Annotated in this window: 8 protein-coding genes; 5 read left to right on the top strand and 3 right to left on the bottom strand. The window is 66.8% G+C overall.

Features of this window, described 5'->3' with window-relative positions; genetic code table 11:
* The first annotated feature begins 16 nt into the window (after positions 1 to 16).
* The 3 genes from rimM to rplS all read left to right on the top strand — a co-directional run bounded on the left by rimM (position 17) and on the right by rplS (position 1,914).
* Positions 17 to 529 (top strand): ribosome maturation factor RimM, encoded by a 513-nt coding sequence (gene rimM, locus ACREPD_RS21215; protein ID WP_431601127.1) that lies wholly within the window; start codon positions 17 to 19, stop codon positions 527 to 529.
* A gap of 3 nt (positions 530 to 532) precedes the next feature.
* On the top strand, positions 533 to 1,288 hold the full coding sequence (gene trmD / locus ACREPD_RS21210) for a tRNA (guanosine(37)-N1)-methyltransferase TrmD (RefSeq protein ID WP_431601125.1): 756 nt from the start codon (positions 533 to 535) through the stop codon (positions 1,286 to 1,288).
* 218 nt (positions 1,289 to 1,506) lie between these two features.
* A complete protein-coding gene (rplS, locus tag ACREPD_RS21205) occupies positions 1,507 to 1,914 on the top strand; it encodes a 50S ribosomal protein L19 (RefSeq protein ID WP_431601124.1) in 408 nt (135 codons plus the stop codon).
* A gap of 180 nt (positions 1,915 to 2,094) precedes the next feature.
* On the opposite strand, the gene ACREPD_RS21200 is transcribed toward rplS, so the two are convergent.
* Positions 2,095 to 3,549, bottom strand: a complete 1,455-nt coding sequence (locus ACREPD_RS21200) for an MATE family efflux transporter (protein WP_431601123.1) — start codon at positions 3,547 to 3,549, stop codon at positions 2,095 to 2,097.
* 64 nt (positions 3,550 to 3,613) lie between these two features.
* Between ACREPD_RS21200 and ACREPD_RS21195 the strand changes: the two genes are divergently transcribed.
* Together ACREPD_RS21195 and ACREPD_RS21190 are read left to right on the top strand one after the other, a co-directional pair.
* Positions 3,614 to 3,868: a hypothetical protein gene (locus ACREPD_RS21195; RefSeq protein ID WP_431601122.1), complete on the top strand. Its 255-nt coding sequence runs from the start codon at positions 3,614 to 3,616 to the stop codon at positions 3,866 to 3,868.
* A gap of 9 nt (positions 3,869 to 3,877) precedes the next feature.
* Entirely contained in the window at positions 3,878 to 4,288 is a 411-nt protein-coding gene (locus tag ACREPD_RS21190; RefSeq protein ID WP_431601121.1) for an RNA-binding S4 domain-containing protein, read from the top strand.
* A 44-nt stretch (positions 4,289 to 4,332) separates the two neighbouring features.
* Here ACREPD_RS21190 and katG read toward each other — a convergent pair whose 3' ends face one another.
* Together katG and ACREPD_RS21180 are read right to left on the bottom strand one after the other, a co-directional pair.
* Positions 4,333 to 6,570 (bottom strand): catalase/peroxidase HPI, encoded by a 2,238-nt coding sequence (gene katG, locus ACREPD_RS21185; RefSeq protein WP_431601120.1) that lies wholly within the window; start codon positions 6,568 to 6,570, stop codon positions 4,333 to 4,335.
* A gap of 176 nt (positions 6,571 to 6,746) precedes the next feature.
* Positions 6,747 to 7,355 (bottom strand): DUF937 domain-containing protein, encoded by a 609-nt coding sequence (locus ACREPD_RS21180; protein WP_431601126.1) that lies wholly within the window; start codon positions 7,353 to 7,355, stop codon positions 6,747 to 6,749.
* Between the last annotated feature and the right edge of the window lie 130 nt (positions 7,356 to 7,485).

The following is a 7,485-nucleotide window of genomic DNA, read 5'->3' as shown; positions in this document are numbered from 1 at the left end:
CATTCGGTCTATACAGATGAAAGATACCGAGCGCCGCATCCTGCTGGGCAGGATTGTCGGCGCTTTTGGTGTGCGAGGCGAGATAAAGCTCGAGTCCTGGACCGAGCCGCGTACCGCCATCTTCAACTATCAGCCCTGGATCCTGCGCTCACCCGCCGGCCAGGAGAGCACCCTCAAAGGCGCGCGTGGACGTCAGTCCGGCAAGCATCTGGTAGCGGTGTTTCCCGAGATCACCGACCGCGATGTGGTCGAGTCGATGTACGGGACCGAAGTCTATGTATCCCGCAGCGCGCTGCCGCCGCCCAAGCCCGACGAGTATTACTGGGTCGATCTGGAAGGCTTGCAGGTGCGTACCGTCGAGGGCGTCGAACTGGGTCGGGTCTCGCACCTGTTCTCCACCGGCTCCAACGATGTCGTGGTGGTGCAGGGCGACCGTGAGCGGATGATTCCGTTCGTGCAGCCGGACTTCGTGAAATCGGTGGATTTCGAGGCCAATCTGGTCATCGTTGATTGGGATCCGGAGTTCTAGCCGGTGCGCATCGACGTCGTCACCTTGTTCCCGGAGTTCATGGCGCAGTCGGCCGCGCTGGGCGTGGTCGGCCGTGCGGCCGAGCGCGGTCTGCTCGACCTGCATGGCTGGAATCCGCGTGACTATGCTGAAGGCAACTACCGCCGGGTGGACGACCGTCCGTTCGGGGGTGGCCCGGGCATGGTGATGCTGATCGAGCCGCTGCGGGCCTGCCTGGCTGCGGCCAAGGCGGCCGATCCGGCGCCTGCGCCGGTGATCTACCTGAGCCCACAGGGCAAGCCGCTCACCCAGGCCAAGGTCCGTGAGCTGGCCGCACTGCCGCGGATGATCCTGCTCTGTGGCCGCTATGAAGGCATCGATGAGCGCTTCCTCGAGGCCGAGGTCACCGAGGAAATCTCGCTCGGCGACTACGTGCTGTCGGGCGGCGAGCTCGGTGCAGCGGTCATCGTCGATGCCGTGACCCGTCTGCAGGAGGGTGCGCTGGGGGATGCCGAATCGGCCGCCCAGGACAGTTTCGAAGGCCCGCAGGGGCTGCTGGACTGCCCGCACTACAGCCATCCGGCCCAGCATGAATGGGGCACGGTCCCGGACGTGCTGCGTTCGGGCAACCACGCCGCCATCGCCCGCTGGCGCCGCCAGCAGTCGCTGCTGCGGACCTGGCTGCGGCGCCCGGACCTGCTCGACGAGGCCAGCCTGTCCAAGGCCGACCGGATCCTGCTGGAGCAGGCCCGCGCCGCCGAAGGCGGCAAGGGCCTGTAGAGCGGACGGGTAGAGCGGACTGTTAGTCCGCTGCCTGGCTGCCGGGACTGGCGCTACCACCCGCCACATTTTTTCCGCTACAATTGGCGATTCCCATCAGGCCTTTCCGTGCCTGGCGGTGGAAACCCTACAAAAAACGTGCAGCACAGTCCGGTGACTGCATGAGCCTACGTTGTCGAAACGACACGCCCACCCGAACGAACACAATCGGTGCACCCATGAGCAAGCTGAACAAATCCATCCTCTCGGACTTCGAATCCGCCCAGATCACCCGCGAGCTGCCGAAGTTCAGCCAGGGCGACACCATTGTCGTGAACGTGAAGGTGAAGGAAGGCAACCGCGAGCGCGTCCAGGCGTACGAAGGCGTCGTGATCGGCACCAAGAACGCCGGCCTGAACTCCGCGTTCACCGTCCGCAAGATCTCGCACGGCTACGGCGTCGAGCGCGTCTTCCAGAGCCACAGCGCCATCATCGACTCGGTCGAAGTGAAGCGTCGTGGTAAGGTCCGCTCCGGCAAGCTGTACTACCTGCGTGGCCTGGAAGGCAAGGCTGCCCGCATCAAGGAAGATCTGGCTGCTGCTGCACAGGCCAAGGTCGCGCGCCTGGCTGCCAAGGCTGCCCAGTAATTCCGGCGTGGTGTACCGACCAACGGTCGGTACCTACCCAACAAACGGCCACCTTCGGGTGGCCGTTTGCGTTTCTGGTATCTGGATACCGATCGAATCGCTCGTAGAGCCACGCCCTGCGTGGCTGCTCTTTGTTGGGCGTCATGAACGCCTGATCCCATTGCCACGCAGGGCGTGGCACTACGGGGTCGGGCGTGGATCTGGATCTGCGACCGGGGAGGGCGGTGATGCCGGGATCTCGGCCGGGGACGCCATTTCCTCGCGGTGGCTGGGCAGCATGCGCGCCTTGCGCCAGCCGCCCCAGCGGTAATACGCCAGCGACATCAACATCGCGCAGAACGAACTGATCGGGAAACTCCACCACACCGCGTCCGCGCCCCAGTGTGGCTGCAGCAGTTCGGCGAACGGCACGCGGATGCCCCACAGCGATACCGCCAGGATCAGCAGCGGCGGAATGACGGCGCCGGTGGAGCGCACCACGCCGGAGATCACGAAGTTCACGCCGAAGAACAGGAACGACCACACCGCGATGTGGTTGAGATGGCGGGCCACGTCCAGCGCTTCGCTGCCGCTGGGCAGGAACAGCGCCAGCGTGTAGCGGTCGAGCAGGATCAGCGGCAGGATCAGCATGCCGGTGAGCAGGAAGTTGTAGAGCACGCCGCTGCGCGCCGTACCGCGCACGCGCGACCAGTTGCCCGCGCCCACGTTCTGCGCCGCCATCGACGAGCACGCCGCGCCGATCGCCATCGCCGGCATCTGCACGTACGTCCACAGCTGCAGCGAGGCACCATAGGCGGCAGCGGTGTCGGTGCCGTAGCTGTTGACCATGGTCATCATCATGATCATCGACAGCGAGATCAGCACCATCTGCAGGCCCATCGGCACACCCTTGACCACCAGCGCGCGCAGGATCTCCGGATCGATCTTGAACAGCCGCATGTCCTTGCGACCGAGCCACAACACGTGACGCTTGTTGCGCATGTACCAGAGCAGGCCGATCAGCGACAGCGTCTGCGCGATCAGCGTGGCCCAGGCGGCACCGGCGATGCCCAGCTTCGGGAACGGACCAATGCCGAAGATCAGCAGCGGATTGAAGCCGATGTCGAGCACCACCGACAGCAGCAGGAAGCGGAACGGCGTGCGCGAATCGCCCACGCCGCGCAGGGCGGAGCTGAGGAACGCGAAGGCGTACAGGGTCGGCATCGCCAGGAAGATGATGCGCAGGTAGGCCTCGGCCAATGGTAGCGACGCGGCGGGCGTGCCCATGGCCGCCAACAGCGGGTGCGACAGCCACCAGCCGGCGATGGCGATCACCACCGACAGGCCGATGAAGAAGGTCGCGCTGGTGCCCATCACCCGGCGCGCCTGCGGGAGGTCGCGTGCGCCCATCGCCTGGCCGATCAGGATGGTGGCGGCCATGCCGATGCCGAACACCGAGCCGATCAGGAAGAACATGATGTTGTTGGCGTTCGCGGTGGCGGTCAGCGCCGCCTCGCCCAGGAAGCGGCCCACCCAGACCGCATTCACCGAGCCGTTCAACGACTGGGCGATGTTGCCGGCCAGGATAGGCAGGGCGAACAGGAACAGATTGCGCCCGATCGGGCCGGTAGTCAGGTCAAGCGGCGCTTTGGCCATGTGCTCTGGAGATCAAGCCCGGAGAGCGGCACACTAGCACCAACCCCGTCACTGGGATATCGCCATGCGTATTTTTAACCGGTTCATGCCCGTCGTGCCGGCACTCTTGATTGCGGCATTGCTGCCCGCATGTTCGTCTACAGACGACCGCCTGCGCGACGCGCAGGTACGGCCCATGGACCGACCGGAATGCCAGGTCGGCAGCCAGCGGCGCGATCTGGATGCGGGGGTTCCCGTGCTGATCGGCGGCACCGGCTGCCGTGGCAATCCCTCGGCGCCGCAACCGCTGAACCGACGACCGGCCGAACCGGGGAGTTGAACGACCTGCATGATCGAAGCGAAACCGTTGGCCGCCGCCGCCGTGCGGCTGGATGTGTGGCTCTGGGCCGCACGCTTCTACAAGACCCGCAGCCTGGCCAAGCAGGCCGTGGAGACGGGCAAGGTGGATGTCGCCGGGCAGCGCCCGAAATCCTCGCGCGCGGTGCGCGTGGGCGAGCAGCTGCAGATCAGTCGTGGCGATGAGGTGTATGACGTGCAGGTGCGTGGGCTGAGCGATCTGCGCGGGCCGGCACCGGTGGCGCAGCAGCTGTATGAAGAGAGCGAAGCTTCGCGCGCGCGGCGTGCAGAGCTGCGTGCGCAGCGTGCGGCGGCCAAGAATGGGTACCAGCCTCCGGAGCATCGCCCGGACAAGCGCGCGCGGCGGTTGATCCGCGCGCTGGGCGACCTCGACGCGATGTAAGCAAGCGTGCCCACCAACGGTGGGCACCTACCGATCGCGGTGAATCACCGGTGCAGGTCGTACCGGTCCAGCTCCATCACCCGCGCCCAGGCCGCGACGAAGTCCTGCACGAACTTCTTCTCGCCATCGGCGCTGGCATATACCTCGGCCACCGCACGCAGCACCGAGTTGGAGCCGAACACCAGGTCGGCACGGCTGCCGGTCCAGCGCTTGCCGCCACCGTTGCGGTCGCTGCCTTCGTAGCCATCGCCGCTGGCCTTCCACTGCGTGCGCATGTCCAGCAGGTTGACGAAGAAGTCGTTGCTGAGCGTGCCCGGGCGATCGGTCAGCACGCCCTGGGTGTTGCCGTCCACGTTCGCCCCCAGGGCGCGCAGGCCGCCGACCAGGGCGGTCAGCTCCGGTCCGGTCAGGGTCAACAGCTGCGCCTTGTCGATCAGCAGCGCTTCGGCCGGCACGCTGTAGCGGCCCTTGAGGTAATTGCGGAAGCCATCCGCATACGGCTCCAGCACCGCGAACGATTCGACGTCGGTCTGTTCCTGCGTCGCGTCGGTACGCCCGGCATGGAACGGCACGCTGACGTCATGCCCGCCGGCCTTGGCCGCCTGCTCCACGCCGACATTGCCGGCCAGTACGATCAGGTCGGCCAGCGACACCTGCGCGCCGCCATCGCCCTTGAAGCCGGCCTGGATCTTCTCCAATGCCGCCATCACCTTGGCCAGCTGCTTCGGCTGATTGACCGCCCAGTCCTTCTGCGGGGCCAGGCGGATGCGCGCGCCGTTGGCGCCGCCACGCTTGTCCGAGCCACGGAAGGTGGACGCCGAGGCCCAGGCCGTGGACACCAGCTCGGCCACGCTCAGTCCGGCCGCCGCGATCTGCTGCTTCAGCGCGGCCACGTCGTTCGCGCTGATCTGCGTTTTCGGTGCATCCGGCACCGGGTCCTGCCAGATGAAGGTCTCGCGCGGCACTTCCGGACCGAGGTAGCGCGCACGCGGGCCCATGTCGCGATGGGTGAGCTTGAACCAGGCGCGTGCGAACGCATCGGCGAACGCCTGCGGCTCGGCCAGGAAGCGGCGCGAGATCTTCTCGTAGGCCGGATCGATACGCAGCGACAGGTCGGTGGTGAGCATGGTGGGGCGGTGCTTCTTCGACGGGTCGTGCGCGTCGGGAATCACGGCTTCCGCATTCTTGGCCACCCACTGGTGCGCACCGGCCGGGCTCTTGGTCAGCTCCCACTCGTTGCCGAACAGGATCTGGAAGAAGTCGTGGCTCCACTGCGCCGGGGTGCGGGTCCAAGTCACTTCCAGCCCGCTGGTGATGGTGTCGCCGCCCTTGCCGCTGCGGAACTTGTTGTGCCAGCCCAGGCCCTGGTGTTCCAGGCCGGCGGCTTCCGGCTCCACATCCACGTTGTCGGCCGGGCCGGCGCCGTGGGTCTTGCCGAAGCTGTGCCCGCCGGCGATCAGGGCGACGGTTTCCTCGTCGTCCATCGCCATGCGGCCGAAGGTGTCGCGAATGTCGGCCGCGGCCTTGAGCGGGTCCGGGTTGCCGTCGGGGCCTTCAGGGTTGACGTAGATCAGGCCCATCTGCACCGCCGCCAGCGGATTTTCCAGGTTGCGCGAATGGATGTCGCCGTCGGCGTCGTCATCGGACACCAGCACGCCGTGATCCTCGACCACGCCTTCGGAACCATGTGCATAGCGCACGTCACCGCCCAGCCAGGTGGTCTCGCGGCCCCAGTACACGTCCTGGTCCGGTTCCCAGGTATCCGGGCGGCCGCCGGCGAAGCCGAGCGTCTTGAAGCCCATCGATTCGAGCGCGACGTTGCCGGTGAGGATCAGCAGGTCGGCCCAGGAAATGGCCTGGCCGTACTTCTGCTTGATCGGCCACAGCAGGCGCCGGGCCTTGTCCAGGCTGACGTTGTCCGGCCAGCTGTTGAGCGGGGCGAAGCGCTGCTGGCCGCGGCCACCGCCGCCGCGCCCGTCACCGATGCGGTAGGTGCCGGCACTGTGCCAGGCCATGCGCACGAACAGCCCGCCGTAGTGGCCAAAGTCGGCCGGCCACCAGTCCTGCGAATCGGTCATCAGCGCGGTGAGGTCGGCCTTGAGCGCGGCGTAGTCCAGCGCGCCGAATGCCTTGGCGTAATCGAAATCGGCGGCCAATGGATGGGAGCGCGCGGAGTGCTGGTTGAGCAGGTCCACGCGGAGCTGGTTCGGCCACCAGTCGCGGTTGGTGGTGGCATCGCCGACGAGGGCGTGGTTGAACGGGCACTTCGCTTCGCTTTTCATGGGTCGTTACCTGTGGACTGGCGAATGTGGGATGGCCTCGCGGAGAAGATGCGAGGGCAGCCCAACCACCCTAGGCACCGCGAAGCGTTTGGTAAATTCGAATGAATCAACTGAATCGATAGCTTTGAACTATTGATGGGCCGCCGGCCATGCGCGGCCGGCGACCCGGCAGCATGTCAGCGCTTGCCCAGGAAGCCGATCACATCGCTGAGGCCCAACTGGCCGTCGCCGTCCTGGTCGAAGGCGTTGAGCAGGCTGCCGATGCCGCCGGCGGCGGCGGGCGGTGCCTCCGCGCTGAGTGCCTGGCCGAGTTCGTTGGCATTGCCCTGCTGGGCGAACCGCTGGGCAAGGAACGACATGACGATGGGCGCCAGGACCGCCAGCAGCTGACCGGCCTTGCCGCTGTCCAACCCCGTCTTGTTGCCCAGCACCTGGGCGGCCTGGTCCGACTGCCCGCCGAAGACATGGCCCAGGATGCCGGCGCCATTGGTAGCCGCGCCGCCGCCACCGCCCCCGAGCACGGCGCCCAGGATGCCGCCCAGGTCGAAGCCGCCTCCGCCGCCCGCGCCACCCAGGTGATCCCTCTGGAGGGCGTTGAGCAGCGACTGCGCGCCTTGTGGTTGGCTGGCATTGGTGCCCAGCGCGCCCATCAGCAGTGGCAGGGCGGCGGTGACTGCCTGGGAGGCCTGGTTCTGGTCCAGGCCGAGCTGCTGGGAAACCTGCTGGACGCCGGGGCCCTGCAGCTGCGACAAGAGGGATGCGGTGAGCGAATTCGTATTCACGATCGACTCCTTCGGCCCGGAATGGGACCGGCGGAGCATAACGCCGCGTGCACGAAGGGAATGCGAAGGCTTCACGCGAAGACGTGAAGCCCGGTAGCGCCGGCCGTTGGCCGGACCACGGGTTGCCTGGGCC

Source organism: Stenotrophomonas sp. (genome assembly GCF_050737075.1).
Classification (GTDB): domain Bacteria; phylum Pseudomonadota; class Gammaproteobacteria; order Xanthomonadales; family Xanthomonadaceae; genus Stenotrophomonas.
The sequence above is the reverse complement of the archived record's forward strand: the minus strand, read 5'-3'. Positions and strand labels throughout refer to the sequence as shown.

Bases quoted from the DNA above. Each gene is read 5' to 3' on its own strand.
- rimM (WP_431601127.1), top strand. From the start codon at position 17: ATGAAAGATACCGAGCGCCGCATCCTGCTGGGCAGGATTGTCGGCGCT.
- rplS (WP_431601124.1), top strand. From the start codon at position 1,507: ATGAGCAAGCTGAACAAATCCATCCTCTCGGACTTCGAATCCGCCCAG.
- ACREPD_RS21200 (WP_431601123.1), bottom strand. From the start codon at position 3,549: ATGGCCAAAGCGCCGCTTGACCTGACTACCGGCCCGATCGGGCGCAAT.
- ACREPD_RS21195 (WP_431601122.1), top strand. From the start codon at position 3,614: ATGCGTATTTTTAACCGGTTCATGCCCGTCGTGCCGGCACTCTTGATT.
- ACREPD_RS21190 (WP_431601121.1), top strand. From the start codon at position 3,878: ATGATCGAAGCGAAACCGTTGGCCGCCGCCGCCGTGCGGCTGGATGTG.
- katG (WP_431601120.1), bottom strand. From the start codon at position 6,570: ATGAAAAGCGAAGCGAAGTGCCCGTTCAACCACGCCCTCGTCGGCGAT.